Genomic DNA, 20,029 nt, shown 5'->3' on the forward strand with positions numbered 1-20,029 from the left:
GTTGAAATCCAATAATAAAGCCCACGGGTTTTACGTTGCGTGAAATGCGCCTTTACAAAAGTAATCTTTCTGATATTATTGATTATGTGTAATAAGGAGGAAATATGGGATTAAATACAAGGCTTACAGCAGTGGCTTTTGAGGCAATATTTATACCTGTAAAAATAGACGAAAAAAAGATAAGGGCTCTCTTTGACCGTATTTCTGACTCTCACGGAATCAAATCGTTTGGAAGAATGCCGGACGGTGCCATAGTCATGCAGGGCGGGGAAGAGTCAAACCAGTCTAAGTATATAATAATGAAAGACAGGGCTGTTGTTTCTTTTGAACAGTGCGGCAACAGCCTTAACTATTATATGAGCCTGATTGATGATTTTTTTGACCTTTTTATCAAAGAAACCGGTATTAACCTGTGTGTGGCTGCCACATCGACAATTAGAAGGACAGGTACAATTCCGGGGGAGGCCGATTCAAGGGAATACATATTAAGAAAAGCTTTTGGAATGAGCGATAAAAGGCTTGGGCCTTTTAAAAGGCCGCTGCATATTTTTGGGACAAGGATTTTTTTCCCGGCGCTGCCCGATGACCCTGCCGCTTATGACGTTAAAATAGAGAATTCGTTTGAAGATGTAAGGATGCTCTTTCTTGAAAATAAAGGCGTCTTTGCCGCCCCGTTTGACATTAAGGCGGACAGGGCGCGCCTGACAAAAATAATAGAACTTACGGATAAATTCATTGAAGAAAAAGTGAGCGATTTCATTCTTCAGTTCAAAGTGGAGGAAAATCATGAAATTTGAAGTTTTGCTTAACGGCGCCGGGGAGGCGAAAGCTGCCCTGACAGCCAGATTTATTATGGGAGAGATGGAATACAAAAAAAAGAGGATTGATTTTGAAAACGGCGGACGCATTCTGAAATTGGGTGCGGGAGATGGTGTAAAGTTTACCGTGGAAATGGCGCGAGAGCTTGGGGCGATGGCATCCTTGGAAACTAAAGCGCAGGGGCTTGACAGCCTGGCGCTGCAGCTTGAAGGAATAGGGCCGAATTTTGCGGAGGCTGCCTGCGAAGGCGCGCTGCTTGCAGCTTATACTTTTGATTCGTTTAAATCAAAAAAGGATAAAAATCCGTTTGTTAAAATAACAGCGTGCTGCGGCATGGCTGAAGAAGCCGCTGCAAGAAAAGCACATATTGTAGCGGCAAATGTAATGCTTGCGCGCGACCTGGCAAATTCACCGCCTAACAGCGCCACCCCTTCATTTATTGCTGCTGCGGCAAAAAAAGCTGCAGGAAAAAAGATGACAGTGTCGGTTCTGGAAAAGGCTGATCTTAAGAAAAATAAAATGGGCGCGTTTTACGCGGTAGCACAGGGAACTGATGAACCCGCGAAACTTGTAATAATGGAGTATAAGGGTGGTAATAAAAGTGCAAAACCGCTCGTATTTATCGGGAAAGGCATTACATTTGATTCGGGAGGCATTTCGCTAAAACCTTCATCCGGAATTGAAGACATGAAATATGACATGAGCGGGGCTGCTGCTGTGATAATGGCGATGAAGACGGCTGCAGAGCTTAATCTTAAAATAAATATCACGGCGCTTATGCCTCTGACGGAAAATCTGCCTGACGGCAAAGCGTATAAACCAAGTGATGTACTGACAACAATGTCGGGGAAAACCGTTGAAGTTATTTCCACTGATGCCGAAGGAAGGCTGATTCTTTGCGACACGATGACATATGCCATAAAAAAATATTCACCTGATGTAATGGTGGATATTGCCACTTTAACCGGGGCGTGTTCGGCGGCGCTTGCCAGCAACGCAGCCGGGGTAATGGGGAATAATCCTGAAATAGTGGCGCTTTTAAAAGAGTGCGGGGAAATAACAGGTGAACGTTTATGGGAATTTCCGTTATGGGAAGAATACCGTGAGATGATAAAAAGCAAGACCGCTGATATTAAAAATACAGGCGGGAAGAGGGCGGGCGCGATAACGGCGGGGATGTTTTTAAAAGAATTCGCGGACGGCGTTAAGTGGGCTCATCTGGATATTGCAGGGACAGCATATAATATGGAAGGAAAAACATACGCGTCTGAAGGGGCATCCGGTTTTGGTTTAAGGCTGCTTTTAAAGTTCGCGGAAAAAATAGCGGAGGAAAAAAAGGCATGAAAAAATTATTAGTATTTGTGGCTGCATTAATGTTGTTTTCTTTGTCTGTTTTTGCTGAAGAGAAAATGCCGTATACCGACAAAATCGCGCTGGGAATTGATGTATTCAAAAGCAAGGCGGTAATGCGTTTCTGGCAGGGTGATAATTTTGCAATAGACGCTTATGCCGGACTTTCTTACAGGGATGCCACAACCGTGTCATTAGGCGGAGGAGTGGCGCTGCCTGTATTTAACGCGGCGGATGTTTACGGGTATTTTGTCGGCGGCGCGGGTTTCGGCCTTGCGGCGTATTCACAAACAGGGCTTACTTCCACAGGTATCAGTTTTGGAATAAACGCGGGGATTGAATTGGAAGTATTTCTTACTCCGCTTAGCAAAAATTTAAGTATTGCAAGCGCTGTCGGAATGACAGCGGGAATGACAAGGACGGAAAATAAGATAACAATACCCGGCGATGAACATACGGATGTTGAAAATGAATTTTATTTTGGTCTTGCTGAAGGCGCGGCGGTTAATTCGCTGATTATAAGGTACTATTTCTAATAAAAGCAAAAACTGAACATTTTTTAAGGGAGGCAGGTATTATAATACCTGCCTCCTTTTTGTCTTTATGGACAAATAGCAGTAATTGAAGGCAGTAAATAAAGGCGAAAAGGTAATTGGTTAAATAAACAAATTAACAAGATGCTAAAAATAATACTTTATATGACGGTTGACAACAAAAAAGAATATGATATTATATATTATAAGAAATCATTTTCAGGTTTAGGAGGATACTTTGCAAAATATCTCGAAAAGATTATTTTTTCTGGTATCTCTATTTCTGGTTTTAGCTGTTCTTCCCGCCAATATTAAAGCCGCATACGTTATTTCATCGCTTGATTTTACTGTTTCTCCCACTGCCGGAAATTATGGCAGGATTGGCAGTGATGTAAAATTTCAAATGATGGTCATAGACACATTGCAGACCTATGCGTCATTATCCGCTGTTTCCGTGACTGCGACGGATATCTATGTGTATTCGGCAGCATTGCCTGTTTCCGGGCCCACGGTTGCCAATCCTTTTTATGTTTATGACGGAACGCGCACGTGGAGGGTGACAGGTTATTCCCCAAACCCCAATAATTCATCGCAGAATACCTTAAGGTTAAACGCCGGCAATCTTCAGGCGGGAAATTTATTAAATGATTATATGTCTCTGGAGTATGCTGTTTTTACTGCGGCAACAGGCATGCCGGTAACCGGCGGCAACGCGTCGGTGGATATCGCGCAGTCTGCCGTGGGTATAGCTTTATTTGACGACGGCAACCTTGCGCTTCATAATGACGCTGTTCTTAATAACGGGATTTATAACTGCATATTTAACGTCACAGAAGCTTATAAATTTGACCTGTCCGGAGCAAATGTTAAAGGGCATTTTAATAAGAACTTTATAAAAGCGGGAAATGACCCTTTTACCGCGCCAAGAAATATATGGCTGGATTCCATAAGGCCTTCTATCAGCATTCCTGACGCGCACCCGAACCCGTATAATCCAAACACCGGGCTGTTTCAGCTGTTTTATTACCTTAATGAAAAGAGCACCATAAACTTTAATATTTATTATAACAGCGTTACCATTAAGACAATGGTTCTTGACGGGACTTCCGGATATAACGCGCCAATATTATGGGACGGTAAAAGCAATACCGGTACAATACAGGCCGACGGGGATTTTTCATATTCTTTCCTGCTGACTGATTACGCCGGCAATACCACTATTACCAAAGCCGCGGCATTAAAGATTACAACTGTGGAGCTTGAAACCACAATTTATTCCATTGATACTCATTACTCTAATCCGGCCGAACCGCAGATAGCGGCAATTATTGTGGTTAATTACGAACTTACAAATGCAACGCCTGCCAATTTACAGAACCTTGGATTTGATTATCCGGAAATTGCCGGTGTTAATCACGATTACAGAAATTACCCTTATGTGTATCTTGATACCCGCCTTTATGACAGCGCCGGGAATATTTTGGCAAAGTACGGGACTGATAATAATCCATTGGTAGATAATGATCCTATATATACCTTTATAGATTTTCCAAATTATGGGGATGGCCTTCCCATGTCCGGCTTTAATTTTACCACTCTTCCAGGCAATCCCTGCGGGTATCCTGAAGCTCCCATATACTCAAGGGGTGATGATCAAAAAGGAAATGACTGGGATTCTGTGTTTGCAAACCCCTTAACTTATCAGGGCGGCGGCAAATTCACGGGTACCACAAGCGTTTTTTTAGTTGATGATATTTCGGATCCCGGAATATATTCATTTAGCGCAAAAAGCGTCCTTGTAGGAAAATCCCTGGGAGTAAAACCGGATTCTGAAATTGTAAACGAGATTGTAACGTGCAGTGATGGTATGGGCGGTACAATAAATGCCTCGTACCGGTATTATCAGTACCATGCTTACCCAAGTTATTTTTATGATGAAACAGTCGGCCATATTTCTGATGAAAGAGGTTATGGCCTTGCGTCTTTACAGGATACTGCAAGTTTCATGGTGGAAGCTGACGAGACAGTGCCTTCGGCGGATAATATAGCGCCTGTAATAATAACTTCTTCGGAGTATCCTTCACAGAATGAAATTGTTCAGCCTTTTGCAATTACAGCGCAAAACCCGGTAAGAATAATGCTGACAGACGCCGGCGTGGGCGCCGGGCCTGAAAACCTTTCAACTTTTATTCTGTACAACCCTTATGGGACGCGCGTAAGCGGAAAAGTGACGTGGAGCGGTTCCAATGCCGACGGTTCATGGACCATAAAGTATGAACCGGACAGCCCTATAACAATGGGCGGCCTGTATTCTTTTATGGTAATACCTGTGGATGCGGCAAATAATATCGGAGAGGCAAAAACTTTCAGCTTTACGGTTGCGGATACATCAATACCATACGTGCCAAATAACGGAGCCACCGTGCAGTCTTCAACCGGTTCCACCCTGGCGTTGTCAGATTCCACTTCAACACAGGTTAATTTTGTGGTGTCTAAAATAAGCGCGGTTATACTGTCCGGCGGGACGTCTTTGGTTGACTGGAATTCTTCCACAATAGTGGTAAAGGATTCAAATGGCAACAATGTTCAGGGTTCTGTATCGCACGTTTCGGGGACAAACATATTGTCGTTTACCCCGTCGGTCAGTCTGGCGGACGGCAATTACACCGTTAATATTACCGCGATTTCGGAGAACGATTACCCCGGCGCATATTCCTATAATTTTTATGTTACAACAGCAAACGTTACGTATGTAAATCTGACAGGTTCTGGTGAAACAAGCGCCACATGTATGAGAATAACAGATCTTGTACAGCCAAGCGCGGGAATATTAGACCAGGGAAGCACGGCGGTTTCTCCCACAGCCATTACGGTATCCAACGTAACGGCGCCTTCGCTTCCGTCATCAAACACCGTTCTTGGAAGCCCCATAAGTTTTGCTTTAAATTCACCTCATCAGCTGCCGCTTACCATAAATCAGCAGCTGGCAAATGTAGTTGTAAGGCTGCATTTTGGAACCCCTGAAATAAATACGCTGACTGCCATTGGCATGGATGAAACAAATATCACAGTATGGAGATGGGACGGCAATGTCTGGACGCAGGTGGTAAATCCCGGGAATGCCATTACCAACGGCACAGACCATTATTTTGAATTTTCTGTTACGTCAATTACGGCAAATAACGTATTTGCCCTTATGTATGTAACTCCCGCGGTTCCTCTGGCTACTTTTAAATTTTCAAGCACAAAAGGTTTTAACCCCGTAAAGGAAAGTTCAAAGATATATTATACGGATTCCATTACCGGGGTGGAAAATATTAAGGTGGCAATATACGGCTTAAATGGAGCCCTTGTAAGGAAAAGCGAATACAAAAACTCATCTGATACCGCTTTGTTTACGGGAAATGACCTTAATCCCTACGGCGCTGAAGTGAAATATTATTATGCGTGGGACGGCAAGAATGATTCCGGCGCGTATGTGAAAAACGGCGTATACGTAATAAAGATGCAGATTGAAAAAACATCGGGAAAAGAGAATATTTCAAGGGTTATAGCTGTAATAAAATAACCGGGGAAGAGGATAAAACAGATGAAAAAGAAGATGATATTTTTTGTATGTGGTATATCCATATTGTTATCCGGCGGTGTTTTATCCGCGGCGCAGTCAGATTTTCAGGGCGGTACGTTTCTTGATTCGCAGGCCGGGACAAGGCCCACAGGGCTTGCCGGCGCTTATACCGCGATAGCATCAGACGGCAATGCTTCGTGGTGGAATCCCGCGGCGCTTGCTATGCTGGACAAGAAAAAAAGCATGAGCTTAACTTATGTGCCGTCAATGCTGGGCATAGGCGAAGGCAATATTTCAAACTTTTTTGTCGCTTACGGGCAGGGCGACACCGGCGGTTACGGCGCGCTGGGGGCAAGCATCAGCTATACTTCGGTTAAGTTTGGCGCGGAATTCACCGGTGATACGGAACTTGACTGGTCGGAATTAACAGCGCTTTTATCGTGGGGGATGCAGGTAAACCAGTATTTTGGAATGATTAAATATAAGTACCCCAAGGTTTCTGTGGGCGTTAACCTTAAGTATCTTGGAAATAACAGCGATTTGAAAGTGGACGGTAAAACAGTAAGCGCGTCAGGTTTTTCAGCGGACGCTTCCGTACATGCCGCTTTTAAAGAGAATCTTGCGGTCGCATTTACCGCTAAAGACATAATTTCACAGCTTACATGGAGCAGCGGACTGGCTGAAAAAGTGCCGTACTCTTTAAGGCTGGGGGCATATTACGGAATAACCGCGGATTTTTTACTTGCAGGCGAGATAAAAGCTGATGAGACTTCCAAAGGTTCTCCGGAAATAAGCGCTTATTCGGGCGCTGTTGAATATGGTTTTCTTCTTGACCGCTCAATGCAGGTACAGAAAGTGGCATTAAGGGGCGGTATTACGGTAGACCCCAACAATGACTGCTACATAATTGCCGCCGGAGCAAGCGTTGAAATGGAAACTTTTTCTGTTGATTACGCTTACCAGCACTATCTGAACGTGATGCTTGAAAACACGCACAGGTTCGGCGTAAGCATGACCTTTTAAATAAAATAAGGGAGCTTTACTGATGAACCTAAGGGATTTGCTCCATTTAATGATACAAAAACGGTCGTCTGACCTTCATCTGAAAGAAGGCAGGCCGCCAATAATGAGGGTTGACGGCAGGCTTACCCCCCTTGAAATGGAAATATTATCAAGCGCGGATATGCGCGAAATAATACAGACCATGACAGATGAAAAAACCCGTAAAAAATTTGAAGAGACCAATGAAATGGATCTGGCATATAATCTTGAAGGGGTGGCCAGGTTCAGGGCAAACGCTTTCAGGCAGATGGGGAAACTGGAAGTTGTAATGAGGGCCATACCTATAAAAATTCCCACACTTGAAGAATTAAACATGCCGCCTGTTTTAAAAGAAATTGCCCTTTATCCAAGGGGGCTTGTACTTGTAACCGGAACAACAGGAAGCGGAAAATCTACATCTCTTGCCGCTATGATAAATGCCATTAATGAAACTTATTACCATCATATTGTCACCATAGAAGACCCCATTGAATTTGTGCATACAGACAAGCGCAGCAGTATTACCCAGCGTGAAGTGGGCCTTGATACAGATTCGTTTGGAAACGCGCTGCGTTATGTTTTAAGGCAGGACCCGGATGTAATATTAATAGGCGAGATGAGGGACATGGTAACTGTGGGCACAGCCATTTCCGCGGCAGAGACCGGGCATATGGTTTTTTCCACGCTGCATACGATGGATACAATACAGACAATAAACAGGGTACTTGATTTTTTTCCCAAGGAACAGCAGGTGCAGGTAAGGTCGCAGCTTGCCGGCGCTTTAAAAGCTGTCATTTCTTTAAGGCTTGTCACAAAAGCGGACGGCGTGGGGCGCGTTCCGGCGGCAGAAGTAATGATAGTCACCCCGACAATTAAAGGGCTTATTGAAGAAGGCAGGCTTGGGCTTATAAAAGACATGATTAAAGACGGCGAAAGAGACGGGCTTCAGACATTTGACCAGTCTCTTATCAGGCTGTATAAGCAGGGTTTGATAACAATAGAAGAGGCAAAGAAGAACGCCACTTCGCCGCAGGAACTGGACCTTGCCATGAAAGGTATTACTTCAAGCAAATCGTCCGCACAGTCTATACTTGACACCATGATGAAAGAGCAGGGAAGCAAAGAACAGACATCAGAATTAAAGCACGGAAAGCAGCTTTTAGATTCCGGAAAATTTGGTGAAGCTCATTTGGTATTTGAAAAACTGCTTCTAAAATTTCCTGATAATAAGGAAGCGGCAGAAAATTTAAAGGCGGCAAAAGCCGGATTAAATTCGGAACAGCATCAGGAAAATGTAAGGACCATAATTAATGAAGGCATGCTTATTTATAAAAAGGGAAATATCAGAGGCGCGATTGTAAAATGGCAGGAAGGGCTTGGCCTTGACCCGGGCAATGTGCAGCTTAAGTCGTATATTAAAAGCGCCGAAGAAAACATAGGCCGTGCCGCGCAGATACCGGGAATTCTTGAGCAGGGCGTGGAAATTTATAAAACCGGCAACATAGAAGCGGCCGTCCTAAAATGGCAGGAAGTGTTTAAACTTGACCAGAATAATATGCAGGCAAAAACCTACATAGCGGGTGCGCGGCATAAGGCCGCCGAACTTAAACTTAAGCGTGAAATAGAAGCGTTATATAAGCGCGGGATGGAAGAAAATGACAAAGGCAACCCTATTGAGGGTATGCTTTATCTGAAGCGGGGACTTGACCTGAAACCCGATTCAAAAGAAATAGCGGAAAATTATGAAAAAATAAAATCAGCGCTTTTAGGAGAAAAATTCGGCAATGATGTGGAATCGGAAGTGGCAGCTGAGGCTTTTAAATTATGTATTGAATGCCTGTCGTCGGAAGATTACCTTGGTGCGATTAAAGAGATAAAAAAAGTCATTGAAAAAAGGCCTCTTGATAAAAAGGCCAAGGACTATCATGAAAAAATAAAAAACTGTTTAAAGTTAAGGCTTGAAGAACTGCACGAAAATGTGGAAGAAGCCTATGGTGCAAGGGAACTGGCAGGCGCCATGTCTTTATCGCGAAAAATACTTAAAATCGACCCAAGCAGTGAGTTTGCCCTTAAGTACATAAAAGATTTAACACCGGTAATAGAAGATGAAATAAAGAAGATTTATTCAGAGGCAATGGAACTTTATGGAAAGGGTTCCTTGAAGGAATCAAAAGAAAAACTGGAAGCTATTCTGCTGCTTGATGCGGAAAATCATACCGCTAAAAAGCGGCTTGACGAGATAAATCAAAGGCTTTCCGCCATCGGCGGAGTGTGACAGTAATTAAATAATGAAAAACAGAATGATTGCTTTGCCACTTACGGTAATAACCATAATCCTGTGCTTTCCTGTCACACTTGCGTTTACGGATATCCTTAAAAATCTTACGATAAATTCACGCATTGAACTGGGATTCTTTATAGGTTTTGCGGTGTACCTAATTATTCATATTGTGTTATATAAACCTGTTTTTATGCACGTTATGGCGCATGAATTAACTCATATTTTCTGGGCTTTTCTTTTTGGCGGAAAGGCAAAAAAACTTGAAGTGTCAGCCAGCGGGGGAAGGGTGCTTATTAACAGGACAAATTTTGTAATTACGCTGGCGCCGTATTTTTTTCCGCTTTATACATTCATATTTCTGGCGGTCTATATTATCGCTAAAGAACAGTACCTGCCATATATTGCTTTTTTAATAGGGGCCAGCCTGTCTTTTCATATAGCCCTTACGCTTTATTCAATGAAGACAGCACAGAGTGATTTTCACGAAGACAGCAATATATTCTTTTCGCTGTCTTTTGTGTACCTGATGAATGTACTTGTGATTGCAATGATATTTTCACTTTTATCCGAAAAGGTAAATTATATGGACTTTTTAAAGGATGTCCCGGGAAAATTTATCTATATGTATAATAAAACAAAACACTTTTTCACTGCTTTTGCGGGCTGATTTTTAAAATTACCAGCCCAGCTCCTGCTGTTGTACCTTTTTAAATTCTTCCGTTATTTTCTTCATATTTGTCTTGGCATCCGCATTATCGGGGTCAAGTTCAAGCAGCTGCTGCCATGTTTTCATTGATTCCTGAAATTCCCCTTTTGTGTACTGGAGCACTGCTTTATTGTAAAGCGATGAAATGGTTTTTTCGCGTTCTGATTTCTGCTTTTCGGCTTTAACTTCAACTGTGCGGATTTTATCCTGCGCACTTTTTATGTAATTATATACCTGGCGCTGAAGCGGGGAGGCCTTTATGACCTTATCCCACTGTTCAATGGCAGCCGCGTAATTACCGGCGGTATACTGATCAAGGCCGGCGTCAAAATTTTTCTGTATAACAACCCGGTTCTTCTGTTCCTGAACAATATTTTCCTGGCCAAGTTTTTTTACGATTTCCTGTGTGTCGCGGAATTTTTTCCAGGCAATACTGTTGGAAGGGTCTATATCCAGGATGCTTTTAAGAGATACCATGGCGTCAATATAAAGTTTGTCTTCAATAAGTTTATCAGCCTCGACAAATAAAGATGACAGTTGTTTTCTTTTTGATAAAAGCGTAATTTCATCTTTTTTAGCCGTAAAAAATGCATTGGAAGGCTCCCATGCCAGTGCTTTATCGGCTGCGGCAGCGGCTGCGTCATAGTCCTGTGAATATAACGCTTTTTCTATATCAAGTTTCAAGGAATCAAGCGTTTCGGTTTTTATTTTTGTCACAAGTTCTGACCTTAATTTTTCTTTTTGGTCTTTAATTCTGTTTTCGGCCGCCCTGATATCGTCGCCAAAGCCGTAAGACAGGGCGAATCGGTGTGAAAAATCATAGGGCATTTTTACATAAGCATAATCCGCCGTGAATCCGTATAATGTAATTGAAGCACCCGCTGAAAATCCTTCTGAATTTAAGCCGCCTGAAACCGTGCCAATTCCATATGCTGAATAGGATGCGCCTGCTGACCACTGCATATCAGGGCTGAATTCTTCTTTTGAAAGGCCGGCACTAAGCTGAAGCATACCCTGTATATCATTTATCACCGGTATTTCATAGCCCAGAGAAGCGCGGTATTGTAAACTTAGAGTATCAGACGATGAAGAATTATATGAAAAAACAGGTTTAATCAGGTTAACAATGCCTGCGGCAAGGCGTATATCATACGGCAGTTTAATAAGAGCTCCCATATCCATTCCATAGCCTGACGAAGATATGCCGTAAAAATCATGATTTAAATACTTTATAGTTATGCCGGCGCTGTAATTATGAAACATGGTATACGCGTATGATAACAATACCGATTTATAAGAATCGCTGAATTCACCTGTTACTATGTTATTAATGTCGCGTTCTTCTATTATGCCGGCATCAAGAAGAAGCCCGGATACAGAAACAGTGCCGGCTTCTAATATGGGCATCGCGTAAGAAGCCGCGCTGATGTAAGAACCTTCAAACAAGTTATAAAATGCAAGAGAGACTGACTGTTTTTCCAGCAGCGCAAGGCCGGCAGGATTAACAAAAGAAGAAAAAGCTTCTTTGGAAAAAGCCGCACCGCTTCCGGAAAGGGAAGAGTTTTTAGCGCTTATGTCATTAAAGAATGACAGGGTTCCGGAAAAAAGCGCTGCGGGTAATATGGTAATTATTATTAACGCAGGAATAATAAGTATTTTTGTTTTCATTTTTGACTCCCCGTTATTTTATTAACGTTATTTTTTTAGTTTCGGTTTTTGTTTTTCCGGCAGATACTGCTTCTATTTTGGCAAGATATGTCCCTGCCAGGACAGTCCTGCCGTTATTGTCTTTGCCGTCCCAGAAGTCATTTTCACGGGCGCCGGCAGGCAGTATGTTATTTTCCATTATTGTCCTTACCATGCGTCCGGCAAGGTCATATATTTTTATTGTAACTTCGGAAGCAGTGTCCAGATAATATGACAGCGCTGCTTTTGACCCGTACTTGAACGGGTTTGGATATGTAGAGAAAGATAGTTTTTCAGAAGCGCCGGCAATTGCACCTGTACCGGAACTCATCGGGAATGTCTGCCCTAATGCAGCTGATACAGCCACCGGTTTCAGCGGGTCCAGATACTGATAAACCCCGATTGCTGCGGCGGAATTAAGTACCAGCCGGACATTGCCGGCTGCCGCGTTGTCTTTGATATCGCCTGTAACAGTGATTATTGTAGAAGCGGTGGATGTTAAAGGAATAGGCGATGAAAAAGGTATGTATATCGTGTCTGATGAAAACGCTGATATCACGGCCGAATCGGAAACTGCCGGCGAAAGAATTGAGACTTTAATTGAGGAGAAAAATGCGTCCGCGTTGACCGACGCGCCGTCAATATTGCGGGCGGTAAGGGTTATACCGTATGCCATTATTGTATTGCCTTCTCCGAATGAAAGAGGGGATGAAAGAGATATCTGCATTATTGCAACATCTGCCTGTCCTGAATAAAGTGTCTTTGGCATTAAAGGCGTAACGCCGGCTTTAAGCGAACTTGAAAGCAGGGCTGAAGGCGAAGTGTACACGGATGAAGCTGATGTGACAGAAGCCGGCGAGAATGAATTAATGTCGCGCGCAAGTATATCCGAAGACGGCACAATTACAATTCTGAAATCATCTGCGGTTGTTGAAGAACTTATATTGGCCCTGACTGTAACTGTGGCTGATGATGCGGAAGCAATTCCAACTGAATTTATAAGGGGTATGTTTATTATGCTGCCGGAAGATTCAATTGTGCTGTCTTTAATGCCGTAAATTATTGTTCCGGAAAGGTCTGTTACCGATATCTTTGAAAAAAGTGATGAGGGGATGATAGGCGTTCCGGAATTGTCGGTAACCTGAAGTTTCAGGTTGTAAACCTGGCCGGAAGCTGTAAGTGAATTGCCCGGGTTGTTAAGAATCATTTTTACAAGGGGCACATTGACCTGCCCTTCGTTTATGGTCAAAGGGATTATATCCGTAAATGATGCGCTGATTTCGCTGCAGTTTTTTTGAAGAGTGGTGAAGTTTGAATAGATAGGGAAACCCGTTGTGTCAACGGCTGAAGCTGCAACTGTGACGGTTTTTATAGTATAAAAATCATAAGCCAAAAAGGAAGAAGGTTCGTTAAGTGAAATGATAAAGTTAGTTCCCGCGGTTATTGTTGATGAAACCGCGCTTATTACGACGTTTGCCGTAATAGTTGTTTCTGCGGGTATGTTAAGAAGGGAAAGCGGTATTTCAATTGGGTTTGTGGAAGATGGGATTGACGCGCCTGACACGGTGCCGTAAACTGTCCCTGAATTTTTGTCCTGAAGTTTTATTGACTGTATAAGCGCTGACGGGGCAAGTGTTACACCCAGCGGTGAAAAAGTCTGCACGGTTAAGGTAAGCCCTGCCGCCACTATAGGAGCGGAATTTGGCCCCGAAGCGTTATAGAATCTGAAGGAAAACGGGATAATATTTTCCTGGCCTGTTGAAATCGCGGGCTGCATTGTGCCGGCGTCGTGGGTTATTTCCAGCAGGTCCGCGGGTGTGGTCTGAGTGATAAGCATTACAGGGGGCGATGAAGGCAGGTCCAAAATATCCGCCGTTCCCGAGTTAAAGGAAATATTTTCACCCTGAAATTCAACTGTGCCCTGGCCGGGTGATCCGGAAATATCAACTGTAACCCATAATCCGGAATTGTTTGATACCACAAAATTAAAATTATTATACCACCAGTTATTATTGCCTGAAGTCTGCGTGAAATCGGAAGGAAGCGTGCCTACAAGCACCGCTGTTGCAGGGTCAAATTCCGGCGCGTCAACAGGCATATACCATAACTTAACGCTGTTTGGCGCAATTGAATCCGGTTCCACTGCAGAACCTATGTACCAGCTGTCTTTGTAATTCTGCACTGCAAAATGTGTAAGTGTGTCGCCTTGCGCATCGGCGTTTATTTTAAGGTGGAAAACCGGATTGTCAGTACTTGTGGCCTGAAGGTACTGGCCGGCATAGCCGTAATTCTGCACAGTAACAGAAGTTACAGATGAATAGATAAGGAAAGGAAATGACAGAATAAAAATTAAGGATAATAATCGGTGTGTTGTTTTCACTATGAAAACCTCCCTGATTTACATAATTAACATATTTAATTATAGAAGATGACGGGATAAAAGTAAAGGAAAATGATTTTTTATCATAAAATACAAAGGGTTTATGTATATTTGTCACTATCCGGTTCTTTGATGCGGCAGGTATGTAATTAACAATTTCACAGGGCAGAAGATTATTTTGTTATAAATAAAGGGTATTTCGAAAAGTGTTATCAAGTACTTGACAATTGGCATGCTAAAAAAGTATAATTATAATGTATATATTATAAGGAGGATGTTATTAATTATGGAAGATACAGTTATGCCCGCGGTTAAGTTGTATAAAAGAATTTATTCTATTAATGAGGCCGCAGAGGTTCTAAATGTACACCAACAGACATTAAGAAATTGGGAGCGTCATCAGCTGATACTTCCAATGAGGGCTGCGCAAAGGCGTATTTATACGGAAAAAGATGTTTTTATATGCAGAAAAATTAAAGAGTTTTCAGACAAGGGTATTTGTTTAAAAAGAATAAAGGAATTATTAAAAAATATAATTATATAAACGGAGGCAGGGAAAATGCAGGCGGAAAAAGAAGGCTTTATACTCAAGAATTATATGGAAGACATCACCAGAAGAAATATTGAAGAACAGTTTGAGTCAAGGGAAGATATATGCAAGTGCGACAGGTGTAAGATGGATATACTTGCGTATGCTTTAAATAACCTTCCTGCCAGATATGTAGTAACGGACAGGGGGCATATTTTTACCAAATTAAAGGAAATGGAAATGCAGTTTATGGCCGATGTGACAAGGGAAGTATATAAAGCTGTGGAATTTGTAAAGGCGCATCAAAGGCATCAATGATTAATATCACTGAAAATCTTAAGGAATTGGTGTATATGTAAGTTATGTTTAAAACGGGGGCGGTTACAGGCGCTTTATTAGAGCGCTCGCGGTTAGCATGTATCACGCGTGTGTTTATATTTCTATGCGCGTTTTGTGCTGTTTTTGCAGGTGTTTCCAATGGGGCGGAAAATTACACCGCTTATGACCCTGCGGGAAAAGTATATATCTACAGGTCGTTTGATGAAACCGGTGAAGTGGTGGGGGGAAGTAAGCGTGAAATTAATAATGGAAACGCGCGTGTTTCCGAAACAACTATAAAACCTTCTGAACTTCAAAAACTTGCCGGCAGAAAAGGCGCGCCTAAAGGGCATGAGAATTACAGAGAAGCATCGGTAAAGGTCCGTAAACTTAAGGACACGCTCTATCGCGCGGAGCTGTCCGGCAAAAAAGACGGCCAGTGGTACCGCATGAAAGTGCCGGTGCCTAAAGGGTACAGGGTAAGGAAAATATTAAGGGACGACGGCGTTGAAATTATAAATGATGAAAGTGATATTAAGTGGTATCTTGATAAGGGGCACGTTTATTTTTATGATGACCCTGTAAGCGGTTATTCAGTTGTATTATCGCCGCCGCAGCCTAATTTTTCCATAATGGTTGAAGAGCCGCTGCAAAGCGCCGGCCAGATGTCGGCTATTATTTATCCGTATAACGGGGAAGCTGATGTAATAAATGGAATTGATTTATATGACCATCTTGGAAGAAGCGGGGATAACGGTTTTGGACAGGATTTTTCCACAGACAGCGGCGCCAAGCTTGCGCTTAGGTACACTTATGGCGGAAATACTTTTCAATACGGCAACCCTTCCACATCTGTTACCAGGGATTTTACCCACACAAGCACAACGTACACTCACCTTAATAATACGCCGTGGGGTGAGACAGAAGCTGTAATAAGCACTGTTTTTCAGACGACAGTTGGAGGCACAGAACTTCCTTTTCTTGTAAATAAAAAGACAATAATAAGGGGCAATAGAAAATGGTTTGCGACAATTTATTATATTACCAACAACGGGCCGGGTACGGCAGTTAATGTAAGGTTTTTTCAGGGGTGTGACTGGAGCCTGAATGGTTCTGAAAACGGAAATGATTGTTCTTTTGACGCGGCTAATGACACCATGCTTGGATACAATTCTTCGGGAAGCGTTATTTCTTACGGCGGATTTTCAGGCTTTCTTTCAAGCGCGGCGCATCAGGCAAGCAATCAGAATCAGCTTTGGCTGAAAATAAGGCAGGCGGCTCTTACAAATTCAAATTCTTTTTCAGGAAAGGCTTCAACGGCACTTGAATGGAACCTTGGAGCCATTCAGGCGGGGCAAAGGTCTGTGGCGGAAATTATATGGGGATATGGAAATACCTTAAACGGACAGGCGCAGACAGATATGCAGAATGAAATAGATTACGGAAAAGGGAAACTGCATGATACCGGAATTTTGGCTTTAACAAGCCCGGCGGACGGCAGGGCTTATCAGAACAGCGACGGATATGTAATGATAACCGGGACTGCTGTAAATTACGGGTTAAGGGACTGGACAGACCTGCCTGTCCGTATAAGCATCACAGGGCCGGCAGGATTCAACCCTGTTGATTCCACTTTTACGGCTGTCAATCTTATAGTGCCGACGTCAGAGCAGGCAGAAGCGGGGTGCAGGTTTGATATAAGCACAGTGCCTGCGGGTGAATATACAATAAAGATGTACACAAACCTTGCGGGCGACACAGGCATTGCCGATATGAACACCAATAACGACAGTAAAACAGTTAAAATAATTGTCGGCGGGCTGTCGGTTAACCCGCAGACATCCCAGGTTGTGTCTGTCGGGCAGCACGGTGATATTGACCTGACGGCAAGCAATACTTCGGGAGCTGACAGTAATTTTGATATCAGTATTTCTTCGCATACAAAGAGCTGGCCGACATATATTTTAAACGGCAGTGATTCGGTTCAGATTGCCGGCGATACAAACGGGGACGGAACGTGGGATTACGTAAACCCGGCTTATGATTCCAACGGAAACGGGAAGCCGGATATTCATATAAATAACGGCGATGATTATCATATAGTTTTCAGAAAACAGGTTTCCGGCACCGCTGAAAGCGGCGAAACAGATATAACAAAACTTTTATTTACGGGTATTAATTTCCCGTTTGTTTCCTGCGAAGTATCTGAAGAAACAACAGCCGCTTATAAAGACGCTGTAAATAAGACTTTGTGGCTGCATGGGCCTGTTCAATCGCCGGCAGTGCATATAAGAAGCCTTACCACCCTTACTGATACAGCCGCGGCAGGCGGAGCCCAAGGGGTAAGTTATACAATGGTGCCAAGGTACACGGGCGTGACGTTTGCGCTTTCTCCCGAATTATACCGGGGGCTTAGGATAACCCAGGATATTCCAATCACTCTTATATTAAGTACGGGCGGCGTAAGTATGAACGGCACCGCGTATTTGTTTTATACTAACGGATTCAACTCCGCTCTTATAGGAACGGCGGCTTTCAACAACATAAACAGGGCTGACGGAGCGCAGATTGTGTACACAAGGAATGTGAATATAACCGCGCCGGTTGAAATACCTGCCGGGTATAAAGTTGTACTTCGTTTTGAAAACACGGGAAACAACGATTCTCATTTTAATATTTATCATAACTCAACGGAACGCTCCAATCTTGCTGTTTATACAACGGAATATGTGGGTGTTGATTGGATTAAAAGTTATGACGCCGCGGGGAATACAAAAGACGCGCATGCGTCCGGCGGGACGGTAAGATTTGCCGCGCAGGTTTCAGACCCTTTTGGCGCTTATGACGTTGCAGGGGCGAATATCATTATTTATAACCCTTCCGGTGTTACGGTGTCGGCATACGCTGCGATGGATTATGACAGCCAGGGCACCGGATATAAAGTTTTTTATAATGATTTTGTTATTCCGCCCGCGGGGCCGGAAGGTGTGTGGCACGCTTACGTGGAAGGGGTGGAGGGTAATCAAGCCAAAAGCGGAAGGTCATATTATTTCTCGGTTTCCGCGCCTGACCACATAAGGCTGTATCCGCAGAGCAAAAATCTTCCTGCCGGCGAGCCTTTTATGATGAGCGCGCAGGTGGTGGACATAAACGGTAATTCAATGGCTGTGGTGCAGGCGATAACAGTTACGATGAATAATAATGCTTATTTTGTCTCTGTTCCGGTTGGCTGGTCAGCGCCCGGCGGCAATATGGTTTACGGGAATACTGATTTATCAGGCTACGCTGAATTTTATGTAAATGACATGGAAGCGGAACCGGTAACAGTGACGCCGCAGTCTGCCCTTGCCGGGTCACAGGCATTTCCTGACAGGGATGAAAAGACATACCTTATATTTCTTCCGCCTCACCACATTTCAGCGCGCGCTGATGACGGCATTGCAGTTATGGGCGCGGCTGGCACAGGCGAGCCCATAAGGATATATCTTGAAGATGTTGAAGGCAATACAATAGGCGCCGCAAGGCATGTAACAGTTACTGCAGGCGCCGGCGGATATTTTGACAGCGTTCCCGCGGGATGGGGCGGCGCCGGCACGGGTATTGTTTACGGACAGACAAACTTATCCGGATATGCTGATTTGGTTTTAAAAAGTTCAGTTACAGGTATTATAACAGTTACTCCGGACTCTTCAGCGTGGGGTGCGCCTTTTTATGATGAAAGCACTGAAGTCAGATTTGTAGCGGCGGGAGCCGACCATGTAGTTATAGAAGACAGCGCGGGCGGCACATTAACCGCGGGCGCGCAGAAGCCGCTTACTTTAAAAGTGGTGGACGGCGACGGATTAACCGTAATCGGCGCGCATTCTGTTTCTGTTGCGTGTTCAGGCAATGCGACATTCACGGCTTCCACGTTAACGGGAGTGTCGGGGATTGGGACCGGCCTTATTACAGGACAAACTGACATTCTGACAGGAGAAGCTTCATTTACAGTAATCAATTACACGGCTGAAAGTGTTACTGTTTCGCCGGATAGTTCTTATGCGGGTTCAGTTTCAATGCCGGACAGGGATGAAAATATTGTTCTTACATGGCTGCCGGGTAATGCGGATCATATTAGGGCGCTTTCCACGCAGGAGTATGTGGAAATTGGCGCTCTTGTCACAATTAATCTGTATGTGGTTGACCGATATGAAAACAGGGTTAATTCAGCTGAGGCAATAAGTGTTAATGTTTCGGGTGCCGCGATGTTTATTTCATCAACTTTATCGGGGGTATCAGGACTTAATACTGCATCTGTAACCGGAACAACTGACGCTTCTGGATTCGGGACAGTTTCCGTATATAATGAAAGCGCGCAGACAAATATAATTGTGCCGGGAAGCACTACGCTTATTGGGTCCAATGCTGTACCGGACAGGGATATCAGTGATACTGTTGTTTTTACAAGCGACCTGCCTACTCCCACTATCACGGTAACATTTACAATATCGCCTACTGTTACTATTACTTCAACTTCCACTCCTACCAGGACAATAACGCGGACTGTTACTTTAACCGCCACACCCACGCCTACTCAGGAAGATAAAACACCCACTCCAACCGTGACGTCTTCGGTTACGCCCAGTGTCACGGGCACAAATACGCAGACGGTAACGCAGACGACAACGCAGACAGTAACTGCATCTGTAACTGAAACCGTTACCCGGACAAATACAGAAACAATAACCGAGACTGTAACGCAGACAGTAACTGAAACTGCTACTCGAACGGCTACCGAGACAATAACCGAAACGGCTACACAGACAGTAACTGAAACGG

Annotated in this window: 12 protein-coding genes; 10 read left to right on the forward strand and 2 right to left on the reverse strand. The window is 43.7% G+C overall.

Annotated features, from left to right (window positions below):
- The first annotated feature begins 104 nt into the window (after nt 1-104).
- The 7 genes from CVV21_11065 (at nt 105) to CVV21_11095 (ending at nt 10,259) form a co-directional block, all read left to right on the forward strand.
- The gene (locus CVV21_11065) at nt 105-797 is read left to right on the forward strand and encodes a hypothetical protein (GenBank protein PKL90815.1); all 693 of its coding nucleotides are present in this window, start codon (nt 105-107) and stop codon (nt 795-797) included.
- Complete coding sequence (locus CVV21_11070; protein PKL90816.1) at nt 787-2,163, forward strand: leucyl aminopeptidase; 1,377 nt, start codon at nt 787-789, stop codon at nt 2,161-2,163. Before CVV21_11065 ends, CVV21_11070 begins: the two co-directional genes overlap by 11 nt.
- The gene (locus CVV21_11075; protein ID PKL90817.1) at nt 2,160-2,705 is read left to right on the forward strand and encodes a hypothetical protein; all 546 of its coding nucleotides are present in this window, start codon (nt 2,160-2,162) and stop codon (nt 2,703-2,705) included. The genes CVV21_11070 and CVV21_11075 overlap by 4 nt, the downstream gene beginning before the upstream one ends.
- Nucleotides 2,706-2,940: 235 nt before the next feature.
- Nucleotides 2,941-6,270, forward strand: coding sequence for a hypothetical protein (locus CVV21_11080; protein PKL90818.1), 3,330 nt, complete (start codon nt 2,941-2,943; stop codon nt 6,268-6,270).
- A 21-nt stretch (nt 6,271-6,291) separates the two neighbouring features.
- Nucleotides 6,292-7,293, forward strand: a complete 1,002-nt coding sequence (locus tag CVV21_11085; protein ID PKL90819.1) for a hypothetical protein — start codon at nt 6,292-6,294, stop codon at nt 7,291-7,293.
- A 22-nt stretch (nt 7,294-7,315) separates the two neighbouring features.
- The gene (locus CVV21_11090) at nt 7,316-9,586 is read left to right on the forward strand and encodes a hypothetical protein (GenBank protein ID PKL90820.1); all 2,271 of its coding nucleotides are present in this window, start codon (nt 7,316-7,318) and stop codon (nt 9,584-9,586) included.
- A gap of 13 nt (nt 9,587-9,599) precedes the next feature.
- Nucleotides 9,600-10,259, forward strand: coding sequence for a hypothetical protein (locus tag CVV21_11095; GenBank protein ID PKL90821.1), 660 nt, complete (start codon nt 9,600-9,602; stop codon nt 10,257-10,259).
- A 9-nt stretch (nt 10,260-10,268) separates the two neighbouring features.
- Here the strand turns inward: CVV21_11095 and CVV21_11100 are convergent, their stop codons facing one another.
- Both CVV21_11100 and CVV21_11105 read right to left on the reverse strand, forming a co-directional pair.
- Nucleotides 10,269-11,966, reverse strand: a complete 1,698-nt coding sequence (locus CVV21_11100) for a hypothetical protein (GenBank protein PKL90822.1) — start codon at nt 11,964-11,966, stop codon at nt 10,269-10,271.
- Nucleotides 11,967-11,979: 13 nt separating this feature from the next.
- Nucleotides 11,980-14,364, reverse strand: a complete 2,385-nt coding sequence (locus CVV21_11105; GenBank protein PKL90823.1) for a hypothetical protein — start codon at nt 14,362-14,364, stop codon at nt 11,980-11,982.
- Between the two features lie 220 nt (nt 14,365-14,584).
- Between CVV21_11105 and CVV21_11110 the strand changes: the two genes are divergently transcribed.
- The 3 genes from CVV21_11110 to CVV21_11120 all read left to right on the forward strand — a co-directional run.
- The gene (locus CVV21_11110) at nt 14,585-14,908 is read left to right on the forward strand and encodes a hypothetical protein (protein ID PKL90824.1); all 324 of its coding nucleotides are present in this window, start codon (nt 14,585-14,587) and stop codon (nt 14,906-14,908) included.
- Between the two features lie 54 nt (nt 14,909-14,962).
- Nucleotides 14,963-15,211 carry a competence protein ComFB gene (locus CVV21_11115; protein PKL90831.1) on the forward strand — a complete coding sequence of 83 codons (249 nt, stop codon included), beginning with the start codon at nt 14,963-14,965 and terminating at the stop codon, nt 15,209-15,211.
- 44 nt (nt 15,212-15,255) lie between these two features.
- Nucleotides 15,256-20,029 (forward strand): hypothetical protein (locus tag CVV21_11120; protein PKL90825.1); only part of this gene is annotated, 4,774 nt, incomplete at its 3' end.

It is taken from the genome of Candidatus Goldiibacteriota bacterium HGW-Goldbacteria-1 (genome assembly GCA_002839855.1).
In the GTDB taxonomy this organism is placed as follows: Bacteria; Oederibacteriota; PGYV01; order PGYV01; family PGYV01; genus PGYV01.

Bases quoted from the DNA above. Each gene is read 5' to 3' on its own strand.
- CVV21_11075 (PKL90817.1), top strand. From the start codon at position 2,160: ATGAAAAAATTATTAGTATTTGTGGCTGCATTAATGTTGTTTTCTTTG.
- CVV21_11100 (PKL90822.1), bottom strand. From the start codon at position 11,966: ATGAAAACAAAAATACTTATTATTCCTGCGTTAATAATAATTACCATA.
- CVV21_11090 (PKL90820.1), top strand. From the start codon at position 7,316: ATGAACCTAAGGGATTTGCTCCATTTAATGATACAAAAACGGTCGTCT.
- CVV21_11070 (PKL90816.1), top strand. From the start codon at position 787: ATGAAATTTGAAGTTTTGCTTAACGGCGCCGGGGAGGCGAAAGCTGCC.
- CVV21_11115 (PKL90831.1), top strand. From the start codon at position 14,963: ATGGAAGACATCACCAGAAGAAATATTGAAGAACAGTTTGAGTCAAGG.
- CVV21_11065 (PKL90815.1), top strand. From the start codon at position 105: ATGGGATTAAATACAAGGCTTACAGCAGTGGCTTTTGAGGCAATATTT.
- CVV21_11095 (PKL90821.1), top strand. From the start codon at position 9,600: ATGAAAAACAGAATGATTGCTTTGCCACTTACGGTAATAACCATAATC.
- CVV21_11085 (PKL90819.1), top strand. From the start codon at position 6,292: ATGAAAAAGAAGATGATATTTTTTGTATGTGGTATATCCATATTGTTA.